Genomic DNA, 15,561 nt, shown 5'->3' with positions numbered 1-15,561 from the left:
GCATGTTCTATAGCTCTAGCCCACTCGCAGGGCTCATTCCTCTCTTGATTTGGATGTTCTTGTTCTGCTGGCCCGCCGCGTACATCGCCGGGCAAAAGGGCAGGGACATGGTGCCCTGGTTTTGCGCGGGACTGCTCTTCGGGCCCATGGCCACGCTCATGGTCGGCTTGTCGCCAGCGCTTCCGAAGAACACCGCCCCCGCCAACGACGCCGATTCCTGGCTGGCGGCGAATCCGGACTCCCAGTTCCCGGCGCGGCTGGCGCAGACGCATGAAGCGGCGCGCCAGGCCCTGCGCAAGCGCTTCTGCCCCGACTGCGGCGCTCCCCTGGCCGAGGACGACCTGTTTTGCGGGGGCTGCGGACGCAAGGCCAACTGACCCAGGCGTTGCGAACGCCTTTTTCCGGAGTGACGATGAGACCTACCGTTCCCGCCCTGCTGCTTGTCCTCGCCCTGTGCGGCTGCGCCCCGCAGGTGACCATGAACGTGCTGGAGCCCGCGAAGGCGCACGAAGTGACGCAACTGCGCCGCATCGCCGTGGCCCGCTTCCACAACGACGAGGGCAACGTGACCACCGCCGCCGTGGAGCAGGCGCTTGGGGCCTTTTCCCTTGGGCCGAGCCCCTACTTCACCCTTATGGACGCGGGCGCCCTGCGCAACGCCCAGGACACCAACGGCGTGGCCATGACCTTTGACACCCAGGAATACCGCAAGCGCACCAAGGGGCCCAAGGCCAGCGGCCTGGTGCTCGGCACGGTGAGCTTCTCCGACTGGCGCGACGAGCGCATCCTCAAAAAGCGCAGCATCTGCGTCCGGCGCGGCAAGAACGACTCCTGCACCAAGTACGAGGTGCACGAAATTCCCTGCACCAGGCGCACCGGAAGCTTCGCCTTCACCCCCAAGGTGGTGAACATCGCCTCCGGAAGGATCGTCTTCGCGCAGGAGTTCGCCGAGAGCCAGAAGGCGGAGTTCTGCCGCGGCACCAGCGATGCGCAGCCCTCCGGCGACGGGCTGGTGGACACCGCGCGCAAGCGGGCCATCGCCGCCTTTTTGCAGACCGTGGCCCCGCATGTGGAGCATGTCCGGGTGTCGCTCATCACCGAGGACGATTCCGCCATGGATGAGGCCACCAAGCAGGCCATCGCCAAAGGCGTCGATTTCGCCCAGGCCGGGAACATGGACCAGGCCTGCGCCATATGGAGCAAAACCGAGGCCGCGCACCCGCAAGGCCATGCCCTGCCCTATCTGCGCGGGGTCTGCGCGGAGCACGCCGGAGACTTCCAGCAAGCGCGGCTGGCCTACAAGCTGGCGGAGCAGCGCTGCCCAGAGCCCAGCCAGGACATCGCGGACGGGCTTGCGCGCGTGGAAAAGGCGCTGGCCAACAGCCAGCTTCTAGAAGATCAGCTCAACTAGGAAGCCGGTTCGGGCGCACACACAGAAGGAGCAGGCCATGGGCGGAAAAACCGTGAAAAACATTCTGTTGGGCCTTGCGGCCTGCCTCTGCATGATCGCCCTGGGCTGGGTGGCGGCCAAGATCGCCGGGCCTCCCGCCGCACATTCCGCGGCCCAGGAATCGCAAGCGCCTACGCGCGGTTTTTTTGCCAGGCTCTTCGACCGGAGCAAGCGCTTCGACCTCTCCGGCTTGAAGGCTTGGGAAGGGAAACCCCCGCATGAGGAAATCAACGGGCAGATGCTCTTCGATCACTCCGGCTTCACTGCGGCCTTCAAGGAAACCCTTGGCGAGGAACGGTACCGGCGATTTGTCAAGGAAGCCAAGCCGGGCTCCATCTTCTTCGGCATGTCTGTCGAGCGGGATGGGCGGGTGCTGCGCTATGACGTCATGAGCTTCACCGACACGCAGCCCTTCGTGGCCGTTATTTTCATGGACCCGGAAGAGGGGTTCATAGACGCCGTCTGGAACGAAGGGAATCCCGGCCAAGATGCGCGCGCGGAGATGTTCCTGCACACGGGCGAGCACTTCCCGGTCGACTTGGCGCAGGTGCGCAGCGGACTGGAGCACTCCCGCTTGGCCAGTGAAAAGCAGTACGCGGCGTACCTGGAGGGCGAGCAGGCCAAGTTCCTGGGCGTATGGTCAGGAACGTTTTACACACGGGCAAGCCGTACGCGCATTCATACCACGCGCACCATCACCGTGACGGGAGACCCGACCAAGATCAACGGCCTCCGGTACAAACAGGTGGAACTCATGGAAACCTCGCAGGGCATTTTCACCTGCAACAGATCCTCCACGCTCTCGCGGACGTTCGAGGGCGTCGCCAACGTGTACGACGGTGTCGCCGTCTTCTCCCCAAAAAGCATGACCGAACCGCAATGCGGCGACGTCCCGCCGCTGAAATACACGTATGACAATGGCGTCCTCGTCCGCGAGCGAGCAGCATATCCCCGCCACGAGGGCGAATTGTGCGAGCCCCTGCGCAAGGTGGAGTAGTCGCCGCCGCAGGCTGCCGGGCGCTGGCCGCGCGGCCTGGGTCGGCCTACCCTTCGCCCCCGCCGAAGCGCTCCAGGTAGCGCTGCTCGGAAGCGCTGTCGCCCACCAGCAGCAGTTCCGCGCCCCTGCGCAGGGGCAGGCCGGGGTCGGGGTTGATGCGCAGGCCCTGGCCGGAGTCCACCGCCACCACGCTGCACCCCGTCTCGTCGCGGATGTTGCTCTCAAGCAGGGTCTTGTCGGCCAGGCCCTCGGGCACAGGCGTGCGGAAGATGTTGATGCCCTCGCTCAGCATGAGCACCTTGCCCGGGCTCAGCAGATTGACCACGGTGTTGGCCACCAGCGAGGCGTGGGAGATGACCAGGTCGGCCCCGGCGTTGTGCAGCGCGCCGATGTTGCGGTCCAGGGTGGCCCGGCTGATGATCTGCATGTCCGGCCGCAGGCGGCGGCAGTAGATGGTCAGGTACATGTTCATGTCGTTGTCGTGGGTGGTGATGAGCACGGCCGGGGCCTGGCGGATGCCCGCCCGCTCCAGCACCTCCAGGTCGGCGGCGTTGCCCGCCACCAGGCGCTCCTGCGGCCCCGTCTGCCTGGGGCTTTTCTCCACCACGCGGTAGTCCTGGCCCTGCTGGAGCAGCTGCTCGGCCGCGGCCCTGCCCACCCTGCCCCCGCCCAGGATGATCACCGGAGCGTCGTTTTTGGCAGGGGCCCCGGCAAAGGCGTCGTAGGAGCGGATCTGCTCCTCGTCGCCCGCGATGACCAGCACCATGCCCGAGTGCAGGGGCAGGTCCGGCTCGGGCAGGGAAAAACGCCCGCGCTCCCAAAAGCCCACCACGTTCACCCCCACCGCCTTGCGCAGGCCGCACTGGCGCAGGGTCTTGCCCTCCAGCCGCGAGCCCATGACCGGGCTTTCGGCCACCACGAGGCTGGAAAAACGCCCGATGACGCCCGAGCGCCGCTCGCCGCCCAGACTGCGCCTGGCGATGGCCTGCCCCAGCATGGAGGTGAACGGGAACACGTGGGTGCAGCCCGCCAGGGTCAGAATGTCCTGGGACTCGTCCTGGTCCACCTTGCCGAGGATGGGCGTGTGCTGGCTCACCTCGCGCACGGTGAAGGCGATGCTGGTATTGCGCACGTCGCTGTCGAGGGCCACCACCAGGGCCGCGCTTTCGGCCCTGAGCCTGCGGTAGGTTTCGGCGTCGTCGTGCTCGCCCACCACCACGGCGTAGCCCTGGTCGTGCAGGGCCAAGGCGCTCTGCACGTCCGGGCAGAGCAGGGCGTAGGCGTGGCCGTACTGGCGCATCTTCCGCGCCAGGTTCAGGGCCGTGGGGTCCGCGCCGATGATCAGCACGTGGCCGCTGGTGGCCGGGGGCAGCTCGCGCGGGGCCAGGGAGCGGGAGTGCGCCTCCAGCCAGGGTGCGTAGAAGAACTGGATGAAGGTGAAGGGCAGCATCACCAGGAGGAAGATGATGCCGGTCAGAAGCACCACGATGGAGAACAGCCGCCCCAGGTCGCTGGTGAAGGTGATGTCCCCGAAGCCCAGGGTGCTCATCACCGTAAGCGTCCAGTAGAAGCCCGTGACCCAGGAGAACTCGCGCCCCTCCCACTGCATGATGAAGTGGAAGAGCAGGCTGTAGAAGACGATGACGCCCACCAGCATCCCCAAGAACTTGAGCAGGAAGCGGATGTTGCGGTGGGAGGCCCCGTCCTGGAACAGAGTGGCGAGCTGGGCCGGGATGAACTTCATGCGGAGTCCTGCTGCGGCGGGGGCCTGCCTGCTTGGGTGCGTGGTGCTCCCGGCCGGGTGGCCGGGCCGTCCTTTCGGACTCCATACACAAGCGGCGGACGTTTTCCAAGCGGGCAGCGCCAGGCCCCGTGCGGCCCGGACCCGGAGGCGGCCGCGCCCCCAGGGCCGGCCAGGACCGCTACTCTCCCAGCACGTAGGAGAAGATGAGCGGCGCCACGATGGCCGCGTCGGAATTGATCATGAAGCGTGGGGTGTCCGCATCGAGCTTGCCCCAGGTGATCTTCTCGTTGGGCACGGCCCCGGAATAGGAGCCGTAGCTGGTGGTGCTGTCGCCGATCTGGGCGAAATAGGCCCAAAAGGGCGTCTGCTCCAACTCCATGTCCTGAATGAGCATGGGCACCACGCAGATGGGGAAATCCCCGGCGATGCCGCCGCCGATCTGGAAGAAGCCCACCGGAACCTTGCGCGCGGCCATGTCCGTGTACCAGCGCGCCAGGTGCTGCATCTGCTCCGTGCCGTGGCGCACGGCCCCGTGGTGCGCCAGGTTGCCGCGCATGACCTCGGACACGAAGATGTTGCCCAGGGTGCAGTCCTCCCAGCCGGGGGTGTAGATGGGCAGGCCCTTGTTCTTGGCCGCCAGCACCCAGGAATGCTCCGCCGGAACCTGGAACAGCTCCGGGACGCCGGGCTCGTCCAACAGTGCGTAGATGAACTCAAAGGGGAAGCGCGGCTCGTTCTTTTCGGCGGCCTCGCGCCACAGGGCGGTCATGCGGGCCTGCACCTGCCGGAACACGCCCTCGGGGATGCAGGTATCGGTGACGCGGTTGAAGCCCTGTTCGTACAAGGCGTGCTCGTCCTGGGGCGAAAGGTCGCGGTAGCCGGGCACCATCTTGTACTCGTCGTGATTGAAGAGGTTGAAGAGGTCCTCCTCCAGGTTTGCCGCCGTGCAGCAGATGGCGCTCACCTTGCCCTGGCGGATCATCTCCGCCAGGCTCACGCCGATCTCGGCGGTGCTCATGGCCCCGGCCATGGTCAGGAACATGGCCCCGCCCCGGTCGAGCAGCGCGCGCCAGGCACGGGCCGCGTCCAGGGTCTCGCGGGCGTTGAAGTGGCGGAAATTCGTGTCCATGAATGCGGATACGCTGGTCATATGTTGCTCCGATGTTCCCTGTGCCCGCGCCCTAGAAGCTGACCTTCCAGTTGGCGTAGGCGTTGATTCCGGGCTCGCGGTAGCTGACCCCGCGCGAGCTGGCCATGTAGTTCTGGTAGGAGGCGTTGGTCAGGTTGTTCACGCCCAGCGTGAACTCGTGCCGGTACTCGCCGGACATGAGGCTGTACCCGGTGCGCGCGTTCACAACCGCCCAGGAGTCGCCCTTGGTCCCTGTGGGCGTGGTGTTGTTCTGCTCCGCCGCCCACTGGCTTTCCACGCTCCACCACCAGGCCCCGATGCTCTGCTTCACGCCAACAAGGCCGGAAAACGGCGCAATGAACGGCAGCCAGGTGCCGTGGGTTTCATCGCGGCCTTGCGTGTAGGCGGCGTTGGCGTAGGCCGTCCAGCCCGCGGCGAAGTCCCATTCCACGGACTGCTCCGCCCCGTAGATCTCCGCCGTGTTCACGTTGGTCATGGTGTAGGTGCTGGCCCCGGTCTGCTCGCGGGTGATGTAGTTGTGCAGGAAGTTTGCGTAGAGGCTGGTATGCAGCCGCAGGGTCTCGCCCGCGCGGTCCAGGGCCAGCTCAAAGAAGCGGTTCTCCTCGGGCTTCAGGTTCGGGTCGCCCTGCTCCACCATGCCCCCGGCCAGGTTGATGCGCTTGTAGAGCTCCAGGATGTTGGGCGTGCGGTAGCTGGCCGCGGCGATGGCGCTTACGGACCAGGGGTCGCTCACGACGTAGGTGAGGCCCGCGTGCCCGCCCCAGTTGGTGTCGTTCTTCTCCCCGCCGGAGCGCGAGATCACCGTGCCGCCGCCGTTGGTGATGTGCACCGCGTCCACCCGGCCGCCCAGGTTCAGGGTCCAGTCCGGCGCAAGCTTCCAGTCGTCCTCGGCAAAGGCTCCGGAAACCATCTGGCTCGAGTCCGGCACGGGCATGGCGTTGCTGGTCACGCCCGCCTTGGTCATCACCTGCGCGCGGGAGCGCATGTCCCAATTGGATACCTCGGCCCCGGCCACCACCGTGTGGTCATTGAGGCGCAGCACATTCTTCCAGCGGCCGGTGAGGGTCTCGTGGGTGGCGCTGGGCTGCTGCCAGGCGATGGCCCCGGAGCTGTAGTTGTCCAGCCGGGGATAACGGCCGATGAGCTGCCAGGACAGGTCCAGGCTGGACTCGGTGAGGGCCATATTCCTGGGCGTCCAGGTATGCACCAGCTGCACGAAGCGGCGGTCGTTCTCGCGCAGGGTCAAGTCCGCGTTCGCCGGCAGGCCGCCGGAGTTGCCGCCGGGCACGCCGATCTGGCTGCCGTCCACGGACTGGTACTGGAGCATGGTCTCGTGCTCGCCGGTCCACTTGAAGGCCCCGGCCAGCTTGCCCTGCCAATCCTCAAACTGGGAATTCTGCTGCTTGTCGCCACGGCCGTCGTAATAGCTTTTGCCTTCGCGCCAGCCGCCGGAGCCCATGAGCCAGTATCGCTCGCCGGAAACAGAAAGGTTGCCGTAGGTGTCCGGGCCCTGGGGATTGGTGGAGGCCGCAAGCGAGGCCTGTCCATGGACCTCCTGCTGCTTCGTGAAGCGGCCTTTTTTGGTGATGATGTTCACCACGCCGCCGATGGAGCCGGAACCGTAAAGCGCGCTGATGGGGCCTTTCAGAACCTCCACGCGCTCGATGTCGTTCTGGTTCACGGCGGCGAGCCTGCCGTTGATGTCCGTGGTCATGTTCAGACGCACGCCGTCCACCAGAATGACCACGGAGTCGCGCCCCAGGCCGCGTATGCTCACGTCCGAGCTCCAGGGCGAGTCGCCGCTCTTGGCCACGCCGGGGATCCTGGCCAAAACCTCCGGCAGGGACACCGCGCCGCTCCGCCTGATCTCCTCCTCGGTGACCACGCCCACGCCGCCAGGGGTCTTGGACGCCGGGACCGGGATGCCGCGCGCGGTGACCACAACGGGATCAAGGGTCACCGTTGCACCTCCGTCCTCAGCCGCAAAGGCTGCAAGCGGGGCAAGCGAGAGGGCGGCGGCAAGCCCAAGGCCCAAGGGAATCCTGATGCGGAATCGGCAGCGCGCGGCGTGCCCGGAACGGTTCACAGGGGGGCCTCCTCCAGGAACACGGACTTGACGCGCACGTTCTTGAGCATCCCCAGCCGCCCGGCCAGCGCGCCCATCTGGTCGGTGCTGGCGCGGACCACCAGGGTAAGCAGGCCGGATGCCACCTCCGGGCTTGCATCCAGATGCGGTATGTTCATGCGGGCCAGCACCACATCCGGAAAGGCGGCCAAAACGTCTTCGATGCTCCCAAGGGCCTCGCGGGCATCCTCGAAACGGACACCCACCAGGCCGACGCCGGGCTGAGGTTGAGTCACGGCACATGCTCCTTTTGTGCTATTTATTTGTATTTCGTAGCACCCATGGCCCGCGATTTCAAGCCATGCCGAAAGCATTTATGTCGCCCCATCTGTCCTTGGCGTTGAAGCGCGCGTCGCCAATAGCCGAAATATTGCATGATATGAAAATTCGTGTCACTATCGTCCATGCAGCATTCTGGAGGAATCATGCCCCGCACCGCCCGCATTCTGTGTCTCGCCGTTTTTACGGCCCTTGCCGCGCCACTCGCCGCGCCGCCGACGGCGGCCCGCGCGGCCGAGCCCGCCCCAGTGCTGCTGCACCAGGGAGAGCGCTTCCTGCGCATCGGCAACCTGGGCTTCGCCAAGGCCAACTACGACAAGCTCATCGCGCTGTACGAAGGCACGCCGGAGGCGGCGGAGGCCCACGGCGACCTGGGCGTCATCGCCGCACGCCAGGGCGACGACGAATTGGCCATGGCCCAATACGCCAAGGCCATTGCAGGCGGCTACCAACTGGCGCACTTCAACATGGGCCAGGCCCTGCTGCGCACGCCGACAATCGACAACGACCCGGCGCTGCGAAACGCCGCGCGTTCGCATTTCCAGGCCTTCTCCCGCTACCTGGACAGCGACGCGCCCAAGCCGCCCATCCTCGTGCATTCCCTGGCCGAGGTGCGCGCCGAGCTGGACGCCGCGCTCAAGCGGCTGCGCTGATTCACGGATTCCCGGTACGTTCGCGTCACCGCGAAGGGCTTGCGCGACCCTGGGCGACAGCGCCGGTGCCGCGCGCGGTCGCGCATGAAGCCTTGTGCAGGGCAGCCCTCGGATTCGGACGCATCCTCTCCTCAGGCCGCTGGATTCGACAGGCGTTGTTCCGGCTGGGCTAGGCCTTCAGCTTGATGCCCTTGGCCTTGAGGGCCTTGATGCTCGCGCTGCGGTCCACATAGTGGGTGTGCAGCAGCTCGTGGGACTTGTGCCCGCAGGGGCCTTCGGACAAAAAGCCGTCCTTGGCGTAGATTTTCTTGATCATGGGATTGTCCTGGGACTTGCGCAGCTTGTACAGCTTGGGATTGGCGTCCGCGGCGTAGACCCCGGTCTGGCGCTTGGTCAGCAGGTCAAGCTCCGCGGCCTGGGCCTCGGTGGCGATGCCGGGAAGGGTTGTGGCCACGGCGGCCACGGCGGCGGCGGTGCCCGCGATCTTCAGGAACTGGCGGCGGGTGCAGTCCATGTGTTCACTCATTGTCGTTTCCTCCTTGTCAACCTGTGGGCTAGGCCTTGGCCCGCATGGCCAGGCGCTTGTTGATCTCGGCGAAGACCTTGGAACAGCCGGAATCCGCGGTCCGCACGCTGGGGTTCAGGATCTGGCCGCCGCCGTTCACGCAGCCGCCGGGGCAGGTCATGATCTCGATGAAGTGGTGCGGGCTCTTTCCGGCCTTGACCTCGTCGCAGAGCTTCTTGGCGTTGTCCAGGCCGCTGGCCACGGCCACGTTCACCTTGCCGAACTTGGGCACGTCGATGCTGGCGGTCTTGATGCCCTCGTGGGCACGCACGGCCTTCAGGTCCACATTGGCCAGCTTGTCGCCGGAAAGCACCTCGTAGGCCAGGCGCAGGGCGGCTTCCATGACGCCGCCGCTGGTGCCGAAGATGGTGGCCGCGCCGGTGGCCATGCCCAGCACCGGATCGGCTTCCTCGTCCTTCAGCTTGTTGAAGTCGATGCCGGCCTTCTTGATCATGTAGGCCAGTTCGCGGGTGGTGATGGTGGCGTCGATGTCGCGGTAGCCGCTGGCGGACATCTCCGGCCGCAGCCCCTCGTACTTCTTGGCGATGCAGGGCATGATGGACACGGTGAAGATCTTCGCCGGATTGGTCTTGGTCTCCTTGGCGCCGTAGGTCTTGGCCAGGGGGCCGAGCATGGCGATGGGCGAACGCGCGCTGGACACGTGCGGCAGCAGTTCGGGGTAGAAGGACTCCACGAACTTCACCCAGCCCGGGCAGCAGGACGTGAACTGCGGCAGGGGCGCGTGGTGGCTCGGATGCTTCACGCGGTTGAGCAGCTCCGTGCCCTCTTCCATGATGGTGAGGTCGGCGGTGTACTCGTTGTCCCAGACGTACTTGAAGCCCAACTTGCGCAGGGCCGCGTGCATCTTGCCGCCCACATGCGTTCCCGGAGGCATCCCGAAGGCTTCGCCCAGGGAATAGCGCACGGCCGGGGCAGGCATGGAAACCACGATGGTGTCGGGATCCTTGAGGGCCTTGAACACCTCGTCCACGAAGGACACTTCCTCATAAATGGCGCCGTAGGGGCAGTTCACCAGGCACTGGCCGCAGTTGATGCACGCGGCCGGGTCGACGACCTGGCGCTTCTCGTCCTTGCCCACGGGCTGGATGGCTCCGGTCTTGCACACCTCGTCGCAGGTGCCGCAGGCCTCGCACTTGGCCGCGTCAACCTGGACGAACGAAAACCTGTTCGGGTCGACGTTTTTCGGGGCGCTCCCCTTCATCATCACCTTTTCCATTTCTTGCATCTTGCACCTCCAGATTTTGGGACACACCTCTCCTCGCACTGCGCGGACCACACCGCACAGTGTTACGAAGCGTGAAAAAATAACATGCATTGCCCTTAATCACGCAATTCGTAATATGTCAATACAGGGAGCAAAATATGGCGGACACTTGCGGCCCGGCCATGGGGCCGCCCCCTTCCGCCCGAAGCGCTTCTGCCCTACACTGCGGAGCATGAATTCGCCGGTCGCCGAATACGTCGAAGCCCTGCTCGCCAGCGAGCGCCTGGGAAGGCAGGTGCGCCACCACCGCCTGCTGCCCGGCCGCGAGGCCGCCTTCGCCGCGCCCCGACGGCCCTGGGCCTCGGCCATTGGCGAACTGCTGGCCGCGCGCGGGGTGGAGGCCCTGTACGCCCACCAGGCCCTGGCCGCCGATTTGCTGCGCGCGGGCAGGCACGTGGTGGTGGCCACGCCCACCGCCAGCGGCAAGACCTTCTGCTTCCAGCTGCCCGTCATCGAGGCCGCGCTGCAGAACCCGGACAGCCGCGCCCTGGCCGTGTACCCGCTGAAAGCCCTGGCCCAGGACCAGCTGCGCGGCTTCACGGAGCTGACCGGCGGCCTGCCGGAGCCATCGCGCCCCAGCGCCGCCATCTACGACGGCGACACAAAGCCCTCGCAACGGGCCAAGATACGCAAGCGGCCGCCCAACCTGCTTCTGACCAACCCGGAAATGCTGCACCTGTCCCTGCTGCCGCACCATGGGGCCTGGGCGCAGGTCCTGGCCAACCTCACCCACGTGGTGCTGGACGAAGTCCACACCTACCGCGGCGTGCTGGGCGCGCACATGAGCCAGGTGCTGCGGCGGCTCATGCGCCTGTGCCGCCATTACGGCTCCGATCCCTGCTTCGTGTTCTGCTCGGCCACGGTGGGCAACCCGGCGGAGCTTTGCCGCCAGCTCACCGGGCTCGACGCCATGCCCGTCACCGAAAGCGCCGCCCCTTCCGGGGCCAGGCACATGATCTTCCTGAACCCGGAGGATTCGCCCGCTTCCGCCGCCATCCAGCTGCTGCAGGCCGCGCTGTCGCGCGGGCTCAAGACCATCGTGTACGCCAAAAGCCGCCGCATGACCGAGCTCATCGCCCTGTGGGCCGGGGACAAAAGCGGCCGCTTCAAGGACCGGATCAGCGCGTACCGCGCAGGTTTTCTGCCGGAAGAGCGCCGCGAGATCGAGGCGCGCATGGCCTCGGGAGACCTGCTCGCCGTCATCAGCACCAGCGCCCTGGAACTCGGCATCGACATCGGCGGGCTGGACCTGTGCATCCTGGTGGGCTACCCGGGAAGCGTCATGGCCACCCTGCAGCGCGGCGGCCGCGTGGGGCGCGCCATGCGCGAAAGCGCCGTGGTGCTGGTGGCCCAGGAGGACGCCCTGGACCAGCACTTCATGCGCCACCCGGAGGACTTCTTCGCCCGGCCGCCGGAAAACGCCGTGCTGAACCCGGCCAACCCGGTCATACTCCCCCGGCACATGGTGTGCGCCGCGGCGGAGCTGCCCCTGGACCTCTCGCGCGGGGGGGAAAGCTACCTGGACGGCCCCGGCGCGCGCCAGGCGCTCGCTTCCCTGCTTGCCAGCGGCGAACTGCTGGAAAGCGCAGACGGCCGCGAGGTTCTCTCCCCGCGCAAGCGGCCGCACCACAACGTGGACCTGCGCGGCGCGGGCAGCCAGATCAGCATCGAGGACGCGGACACGGGCGAGGTCATCGGCGCGGTGGACTCCCTGCGCGCCCGGCGCGAGACGCATCCCGGCGCGGTGTACCTGCACCGGGGCCGCAGCTACCTGGTGCACAGCCTGGACATCCCCGGCGCAACGGTGAAGGCGCGCGCCGCCAGGGTAGGCTTCTCCACCCGCGTGCGCTCCAGCAAGGATACGGAGATCCTCGAAATACTGGGCCGACGCGAACTGTTGGGCACGCGCGTCAGCCTGGCCCGGCTCAAGGTCACCGAGCACATCACCGGATACGAAAAGCGCTCCACGCGCGGCGGCGAGCTGCTGGGCATGGTTGCGCTGGACATGCCGCCCAGCGTGTTCGAGACGGAAGGCATCTGGTTCGACGTGCCCGACGAGGCCCGGCGCGCAGCCGAGGCCGAGTACCTGCATTTCATGGGCGGCATCCACGCCGTGGAGCACGCGGCCATCGGCATTCTGCCGCTGCTGGTGCTGACCGACCGGAACGACCTGGGCGGCATAAGCACCCCCATGCATCCGCAAACCGGCGGCGCGGCCGTATTCATCTACGATGCCATGCCCGGCGGCGCGGGGCTGGCGCGGGAGGCTTTCAATCGCGCGGAGGAGCTGCTTGCGCGCACCCTGGCCGTGGTGACGGACTGCCCCTGCGAGCTGGGCTGCCCGTCCTGCGTGCACTCGCCCAAGTGCGGCAGCGGCAACCGGCCCATCGACAAGGCCGCTGCGCGCTTTCTGCTGCAGGAACTGTGCTGTGGCGCACCCGGAGAGGACCGCCCGCCCAGCATCACCCCGACCCCAAAGGAGGAGGACGCCATGCCTGAACAAGCAACGCAGCCCGGCGCGCCCGCCGTCGTCACCCCCAGGCGCTACGGCGTGCTGGATGTGGAGACCCGCAGAAGCGCCGCCGAGGCCGGAGGCTGGACCCGGCCCGACCTCATGGGCGTGAGCGTGGCCGTGCTGTACGACTCCGGCCCTGACGAGTTCATCGATTATGCGCAGGAGGACATCCCGGCCCTGGCCGAGCGCCTGAAATCCTTCGACCTTGTGGTGGGCTTCAACATCATCCGGTTTGACTACGGCGTGCTGGCCGGGGTACACCCCTTCGCCTACCGGCGGCTGCCCACCCTGGACATGCTGGCCCATGTGCACGAACGCCTGGGCTACCGGCTGAAGCTGGACAACCTGGCCCAGGCCACCCTGAACGTGGGCAAAAGCGCCGATGGCCTGCAAGCCCTGCAATGGTGGAAGGAAGGGCGCGTGGACGAGATCGCCCGCTACTGCCGCCAGGACGTGGCCGTGACGCGCGACCTGTATCTTTTCGGCCGGGAACACCGCTACGTGCTGTTCCAGAACAAGGCCGGGCAAAAGGCGCGCCTTCCGGTGGACTGGTAAGAGAACACGCCCGCCGTCACGCACCGGCGCAAGCCCCCGTTTGGGGGCTCCAGGGGGAACCATCCCCCTTGGCGAAGGGGAACCGGAGGAGGCTGCGCCTTGCCCGGATTCCCCCCCAGAAAGGACAGCCATGCTCGCACACAAGCTTCGGGCCGACGGCCTGCTCATGCTCACGGCCCTCATCTGGGGCGCGGCCTTCGTGGCCCAGCGCATGGGCATGGACCATGTGGGCCCCTTCACCTTCAACGCCGTGCGCTTCGCCCTGGGCGCGCTGGCCCTGGCCCCGCTCATCTGGTGGATGAAGAACGCGCGCCGACGCGAGGGCGGCGGCGAGGGCGTGTCCACAGGGCGCATCGTGCGCTGCGGCGCGCTGGCGGGCTGCGTGCTCTTCGCCGGGGCGGCCCTGCAGCAGGTCGGCATCGTGCACACCACGGCGGGCAAGGCCGGGTTCATCACGGGCCTGTACGTGGTGATGGTGCCGCTCTTCGGCCTGGCCCTGGGCAACCGCGCCGGGCTGGGCACCTGGATCGGCGCGCTGGGCGCCGCCGTGGGCCTGTATCTCTTGAGCGTCAACGAGGACTTCACCATCGCCTACGGCGACGTGCTGGAGCTCATCGGCGCGGTGTTCTGGGCCGGGCACGTGCTGCTTATCGGCAGGCTTTCCCCGGGCATGGACGGCGTGGACGCGGTGCGCCTGGCGGCGACGCAGTTCGTGGTCTGCTCCCTTTTCAGCCTGGGCGCGGCCCTGGCCTTCGAGCCCGTGAGCCTGGCCGGAATCTCGGCGGCGACGGTGCCCATCCTCTACGGCGGCCTCATGAGCGTTGGCGTGGCCTACACCCTGCAGGTGGTGGCCCAGCGCGACGCCGACCCGGCCCACGCGGCCATCATCCTGAGCCTGGAGGCCGTGTTCGCGGCCGTGGCCGGGTACTTCCTGCTGGGCGAGGTGCTGGCCCTGCGCGCCCTCATCGGCTGCGGGCTCATGCTCGGCGGCATGGTGCTTTCGCAGCTCAGGCCGTAGGCGGGCCAGCCGCCCCGCGCACCCGGGCGGCCAGACGCTCGGCCCGCGCGCCCACCTGCCCGGCCCAGCGGGAGCGCAACATCTCCTGCGCGGCCTCGGCGTAGCGGCCCTCCTCCAGCAGGGCAAGGGTGCGCCGGAAGCCCATCAGCCCCTCCACGCCCATATTGAAGGCCATATTCACCAAGGCCTCCTGCACGGGCTCCGGCGCGGCCGCCACCCAGGGCGCCTGGCGCACAAGCCGCCCCCAGCAGTCCGTAATGTCGTTTCCAAGCAGCATGAGGGCCTCGGCCCGGCTGATGCCCCGGTCGTCCAGGTTCCGGCCCACGCCGATGGTCAGCCTGCCCGCGGTGCAGCGGTAGGGCTTCAGGCGCAGGCCTTCGTCCACCAGAAGCTGTTCTTCCAGCCGCAGCCGGTTCATTTGGCCACGCCCTTGGATTTCTCGAAGGTGCGCAGGGAGCCCAGGCCGAGCATTCCGAACATCAGCTCCCAAAGGTTGGCGTCCAACCCCGGCAGGGGCGGCAGATCGGGCCACCACACGCCGCCCGCCCAGCACAAAAGCGGGCGCAACAGGTACTGGAACCCCAGGGCCGCCGCGCACACCCAGCCAATGGCCGGGCGCCAGCCCGAAACGAAGATGGAGGCGTGCTGCGCCTCGGCCTTGTTGATGTCGCGCTGGTCGGCCTCGGCCTTGGCGGCGATGGCCAGCACCTCGCGCTGGTACTCCTCCGCCGCCTTGGCCCGCGCGTTGGGGTCGGGGATCAGGTCGATGAGCTTCTGCGCCGCAGCGCCGATGATGGGAATGAAGCTGAGCAGGGACATGGGGGACCTCCTTATTTCACCGCCAGACGCAGGGCCAGCGGGGCCAGAATCTGCAACACCAGCCCCGCGCCCAGGCCCACGTAGACATGGAAGCGCAGCTTGTTCACCGCGGCCCACAGGTCGGCGCGCTCGGCCAGGTACTCCTCGCGCTGGGCGGCATGGGTCTCGCGGTGGCGCGCGCCACCCTGCTCCAGCGCGCCAAGCCGCGTCTCCTGCCTGGCGCACAGCTCGCGCCGGGCGCTCTGGGACTCCGACAGCCGCGCAAGGGCCTCGCCGTTGGCCCGCGACTGCTCCGCCACACCCTCGATGGCCTGGCGCATCTGATCCTTCAGGTCGAGCACCACGGCGCGCAGTTGCTCCATGCTCTGGTCGTGAAAGGCGCAAGGCTGGTTCATGGCCACCTCCT

The 15,561-nt window shown here is 67.4% G+C and carries 15 protein-coding genes; 6 read left to right on the top strand and 9 right to left on the bottom strand.

The annotated features are described in order from the left end of the window. The first annotated feature begins 2 nt into the window (after nucleotides 1-2). The 3 genes from CHB73_RS08415 to CHB73_RS08405 are packed head-to-tail and all read left to right on the top strand — an operon-like array spanning nucleotide 3 to nucleotide 2,447. Nucleotides 3-377 carry a zinc-ribbon domain-containing protein gene (locus CHB73_RS08415; protein WP_143337342.1) on the top strand — a complete coding sequence of 125 codons (375 nt, stop codon included), beginning with the start codon at nucleotides 3-5 and terminating at the stop codon, nucleotides 375-377. A 35-nt stretch (nucleotides 378-412) separates the two neighbouring features. After that, entirely contained in the window at nucleotides 413-1,411 is a 999-nt protein-coding gene (locus CHB73_RS08410; RefSeq protein WP_089274047.1) for a tetratricopeptide repeat protein, read from the top strand. 37 nt (nucleotides 1,412-1,448) lie between these two features. After that, nucleotides 1,449-2,447, top strand: coding sequence for a hypothetical protein (locus CHB73_RS08405; RefSeq protein WP_089274046.1), 999 nt, complete (start codon nucleotides 1,449-1,451; stop codon nucleotides 2,445-2,447). A gap of 46 nt (nucleotides 2,448-2,493) precedes the next feature. Here CHB73_RS08405 and CHB73_RS08400 read toward each other — a convergent pair whose 3' ends face one another. The 4 genes from CHB73_RS08400 to CHB73_RS16765 form a co-directional block, all read right to left on the bottom strand. Next, complete coding sequence (locus tag CHB73_RS08400; protein ID WP_089274044.1) at nucleotides 2,494-4,191, bottom strand: potassium channel family protein; 1,698 nt, start codon at nucleotides 4,189-4,191, stop codon at nucleotides 2,494-2,496. Nucleotides 4,192-4,369: 178 nt separating this feature from the next. After that, nucleotides 4,370-5,341, bottom strand: a complete 972-nt coding sequence (locus tag CHB73_RS08395) for a deoxyhypusine synthase family protein (RefSeq protein ID WP_089274042.1) — start codon at nucleotides 5,339-5,341, stop codon at nucleotides 4,370-4,372. A gap of 31 nt (nucleotides 5,342-5,372) precedes the next feature. Further along, a complete protein-coding gene (locus tag CHB73_RS08390; RefSeq protein WP_179216964.1) occupies nucleotides 5,373-7,427 on the bottom strand; it encodes a TonB-dependent receptor plug domain-containing protein in 2,055 nt (684 codons plus the stop codon). After that, nucleotides 7,424-7,702 (bottom strand): CopG family transcriptional regulator, encoded by a 279-nt coding sequence (locus CHB73_RS16765; protein ID WP_179216963.1) that lies wholly within the window; start codon nucleotides 7,700-7,702, stop codon nucleotides 7,424-7,426. The genes CHB73_RS08390 and CHB73_RS16765 overlap by 4 nt, the downstream gene beginning before the upstream one ends. 189 nt (nucleotides 7,703-7,891) lie before the next feature. On the opposite strand from CHB73_RS16765, the gene CHB73_RS08385 reads away from it, so the two are divergent. After that, nucleotides 7,892-8,398 carry a tetratricopeptide repeat protein gene (locus CHB73_RS08385; protein WP_089274038.1) on the top strand — a complete coding sequence of 169 codons (507 nt, stop codon included), beginning with the start codon at nucleotides 7,892-7,894 and terminating at the stop codon, nucleotides 8,396-8,398. Nucleotides 8,399-8,567: 169 nt separating this feature from the next. On the opposite strand, the gene CHB73_RS08380 is transcribed toward CHB73_RS08385, so the two are convergent. Both CHB73_RS08380 and CHB73_RS08375 read right to left on the bottom strand, forming a co-directional pair. Next, nucleotides 8,568-8,924 carry an iron hydrogenase small subunit gene (locus tag CHB73_RS08380; RefSeq protein WP_235641559.1) on the bottom strand — a complete coding sequence of 119 codons (357 nt, stop codon included), beginning with the start codon at nucleotides 8,922-8,924 and terminating at the stop codon, nucleotides 8,568-8,570. A gap of 28 nt (nucleotides 8,925-8,952) precedes the next feature. Further along, nucleotides 8,953-10,209, bottom strand: a complete 1,257-nt coding sequence (locus CHB73_RS08375) for a [FeFe] hydrogenase, group A (protein ID WP_089274036.1) — start codon at nucleotides 10,207-10,209, stop codon at nucleotides 8,953-8,955. A gap of 211 nt (nucleotides 10,210-10,420) precedes the next feature. On the opposite strand from CHB73_RS08375, the gene CHB73_RS08370 reads away from it, so the two are divergent. Beyond that, nucleotides 10,421-13,318 (top strand): DEAD/DEAH box helicase, encoded by a 2,898-nt coding sequence (locus CHB73_RS08370; RefSeq protein WP_089274034.1) that lies wholly within the window; start codon nucleotides 10,421-10,423, stop codon nucleotides 13,316-13,318. A gap of 130 nt (nucleotides 13,319-13,448) precedes the next feature. Beyond that, a complete protein-coding gene (locus tag CHB73_RS08365) occupies nucleotides 13,449-14,336 on the top strand; it encodes a DMT family transporter (protein ID WP_089274032.1) in 888 nt (295 codons plus the stop codon). Here CHB73_RS08365 and CHB73_RS08360 read toward each other — a convergent pair. Genes CHB73_RS08360 through CHB73_RS08350 form a run of 3 tightly spaced genes read right to left on the bottom strand, consistent with a single transcriptional unit; the run spans nucleotide 14,326 to nucleotide 15,550 of the window. Then, the gene (locus CHB73_RS08360) at nucleotides 14,326-14,754 is read right to left on the bottom strand and encodes a glycoside hydrolase family protein (protein WP_089274030.1); all 429 of its coding nucleotides are present in this window, start codon (nucleotides 14,752-14,754) and stop codon (nucleotides 14,326-14,328) included. The two genes, CHB73_RS08365 and CHB73_RS08360, sit on opposite strands and share 11 nt — an antisense overlap. Continuing rightward, on the bottom strand, nucleotides 14,751-15,155 hold the full coding sequence (locus tag CHB73_RS08355) for a 3TM-type holin (protein ID WP_089274028.1): 405 nt from the start codon (nucleotides 15,153-15,155) through the stop codon (nucleotides 14,751-14,753). Before CHB73_RS08355 ends, CHB73_RS08360 begins: the two co-directional genes overlap by 4 nt. Before the next feature lie 11 nt (nucleotides 15,156-15,166). After that, complete coding sequence (locus tag CHB73_RS08350) at nucleotides 15,167-15,550, bottom strand: hypothetical protein (RefSeq protein WP_089274026.1); 384 nt, start codon at nucleotides 15,548-15,550, stop codon at nucleotides 15,167-15,169. Nucleotides 15,551-15,561 lie beyond the last annotated feature (11 nt).

Origin of the sequence: Humidesulfovibrio mexicanus, assembly GCF_900188225.1 — a bacterium.
Classification (GTDB): Bacteria; Desulfobacterota; Desulfovibrionia; order Desulfovibrionales; family Desulfovibrionaceae; genus Humidesulfovibrio; species Humidesulfovibrio mexicanus.
Note: the sequence above shows the minus strand (reverse complement) of the source record. Positions and strands in the feature narration are given on the sequence as shown.

Bases quoted from the DNA above. Each gene is read 5' to 3' on its own strand.
- CHB73_RS08400 (WP_089274044.1), bottom strand. From the start codon at position 4,191: ATGAAGTTCATCCCGGCCCAGCTCGCCACTCTGTTCCAGGACGGGGCC.
- CHB73_RS08395 (WP_089274042.1), bottom strand. From the start codon at position 5,341: ATGACCAGCGTATCCGCATTCATGGACACGAATTTCCGCCACTTCAAC.
- CHB73_RS08415 (WP_143337342.1), top strand. From the start codon at position 3: ATGTTCTATAGCTCTAGCCCACTCGCAGGGCTCATTCCTCTCTTGATT.
- CHB73_RS08360 (WP_089274030.1), bottom strand. From the start codon at position 14,754: ATGAACCGGCTGCGGCTGGAAGAACAGCTTCTGGTGGACGAAGGCCTG.
- CHB73_RS08350 (WP_089274026.1), bottom strand. From the start codon at position 15,550: ATGAACCAGCCTTGCGCCTTTCACGACCAGAGCATGGAGCAACTGCGC.
- CHB73_RS08355 (WP_089274028.1), bottom strand. From the start codon at position 15,155: ATGTCCCTGCTCAGCTTCATTCCCATCATCGGCGCTGCGGCGCAGAAG.
- CHB73_RS08405 (WP_089274046.1), top strand. From the start codon at position 1,449: ATGGGCGGAAAAACCGTGAAAAACATTCTGTTGGGCCTTGCGGCCTGC.
- CHB73_RS08375 (WP_089274036.1), bottom strand. From the start codon at position 10,209: ATGCAAGAAATGGAAAAGGTGATGATGAAGGGGAGCGCCCCGAAAAAC.
- CHB73_RS08365 (WP_089274032.1), top strand. From the start codon at position 13,449: ATGCTCGCACACAAGCTTCGGGCCGACGGCCTGCTCATGCTCACGGCC.
- CHB73_RS08385 (WP_089274038.1), top strand. From the start codon at position 7,892: ATGCCCCGCACCGCCCGCATTCTGTGTCTCGCCGTTTTTACGGCCCTT.
- CHB73_RS08380 (WP_235641559.1), bottom strand. From the start codon at position 8,924: ATGAGTGAACACATGGACTGCACCCGCCGCCAGTTCCTGAAGATCGCG.
- CHB73_RS08410 (WP_089274047.1), top strand. From the start codon at position 413: ATGAGACCTACCGTTCCCGCCCTGCTGCTTGTCCTCGCCCTGTGCGGC.
- CHB73_RS08370 (WP_089274034.1), top strand. From the start codon at position 10,421: ATGAATTCGCCGGTCGCCGAATACGTCGAAGCCCTGCTCGCCAGCGAG.